This is a genomic window from Candidatus Frankia nodulisporulans (assembly GCF_902806475.1).
Classification (GTDB): Bacteria; Actinomycetota; Actinomycetes; order Frankiales; family Frankiaceae; genus Frankia; species Frankia umida.
The window spans coordinates 1-1,666 of the sequence record NZ_CADCWS010000450.1; the positions used below are offsets into that span (position 1 = coordinate 1).

Genomic DNA, 1,666 nt, shown 5'->3' on the forward strand with positions numbered 1-1,666 from the left:
TTTCATGGGGATGATCATCTGTTGGGTGTCCGGAAATAGGAAAGTGCTCCTGAGCAGGGAGGATTGGGCTTGTCGAGGGCCTGATCCATCCAAACCAAGGAGCACCTTCATGGTGCAGCGTACCGATGTCTACCCGTCTGTCCGTGTCGATACTGCGGGCAGGGGTGTGGTGTCGTCGGCGGGCGGGGCGCTGCTGACCGAGACCGTCCGGGTGTCCGGGCTGGGACGGGAGTTGTCGGCCGGGCTTGCGGGGTGGCGGTCGCCGCTGGCGACCCATGATCCGGCGAAGGTGCTGACCGATCTGGCGGTGTCGCTGGCGCTGGGCGGGGACTGCCTCGCGGACATCGCGTTGCTGCGCGCCGAGCCGGAGCTGTTCGGCCTGGTGGCGTCGGACCCGACGGTGTCACGGACCATCGACCGGCTCGCCGGCGACGTGGACCGGGTGCTCGCCGCGGTCGACCGGGCCAGAGCGGCCGCGCGCGGCCGGGTGTGGTCGCTCGCGGGCCGCCGCGCGCCAGGCCAGGCGGTGTCGGCGGACGACCCGCTGGTCGTGGACCTCGACGCGACGCTGGTCACGGCCCATTCGGAGAAGGAACAGGCCCGGCCGACGTTCAAGCGGGGATATGGCTTCCACCCGTTGTGGGCGTTCATCGACCACGGCCCGGCCGGTGCCGGGGAACCGGCGGCGGTGCTGCTGCGGGCGGGGAACGCCGGGTCGAACACGGCCGCCGACCACATCACGGTCGCCACCAGAGCGCTCGGCCAGCTACCCAGGCGGCTGCGCCGGTCCAGGTCGGTGCTCATCCGCGCTGACTCGGCCGGCGGCACCCATGCCTTCGTCGACTGGCTGCACCGCCGCCGACTCGGCTACTCGGTTGGGTTCACCTTGCCCGACAACGCCGCCCAGCTGATCGCCCGCCTCCCGAAGGAAGCGTGGACGCCGGCCTACGACGCCGACCGCCGGCCCCGCCCCGGCGCGTTCGTCGCCGAACTGACCGGCCTGATGGACCTCACCGGCTGACCACCGGGAATACGGGTCATCGCCCGCAAGGAACGCCCTCACCCCGGCGCCCAGCTGCGGATCACGGACGTCGACGGGAACAGGATCACGGCGTTCGCGACCAACACCGTCCGCGGCCAGCTCGCCGACCTCGAACTACGCCACCGCAGAAGGGCCCGGTGCGAGGACCGGATCCGCGGCGCGAAGGACACCGGCCTGACCAACCTGCCCCTGCACGACTTCGCGCAGAACCAGATCTGGTGCGCCCTCGTCACGCTCGCCCTCGACCTGACCGCCTGGACCCAGCTGATCGCCCTCCCAGATCACCCGGCGCGGCGGTGGGAACCGAAACGGCTACGCCAGCGGCTGTTCTCGCTCGCCGGCCGGCTCGCCCGCCACGCCCGCCAGACCGTGCTGCACCTCGCCGCCCACCACCCCTGGACCCCGCTGGCCGTCGAGGCGATCACGACGCTGCGCGCACTGCCCGCCCCCGGATAACCCGGGGCCAGCGACCTCCCACCCGCCGACCAGGAAAAACACCGCTCCGGACGTGGACCGGACGCCCACCCCCGCGCGACAACGGGGCACCCGGCCACGGCCACACCCAGACCGACCGGCAAAACTCAACATCAACAAGGGTGAGAGGGCAGCCCACGATCACACCTG

Annotated in this window: 1 pseudogene; it reads left to right on the top strand. The window is 71.5% G+C overall.

What is annotated here, in order from left to right:
• Nucleotides 1-109: 109 nt before the first annotated feature.
• A pseudogene (locus tag G6R24_RS20700) lies at nucleotides 110-1,498 on the top strand (IS1380 family transposase).
• The last annotated feature ends 168 nt before the right edge of the window (nucleotides 1,499-1,666 follow it).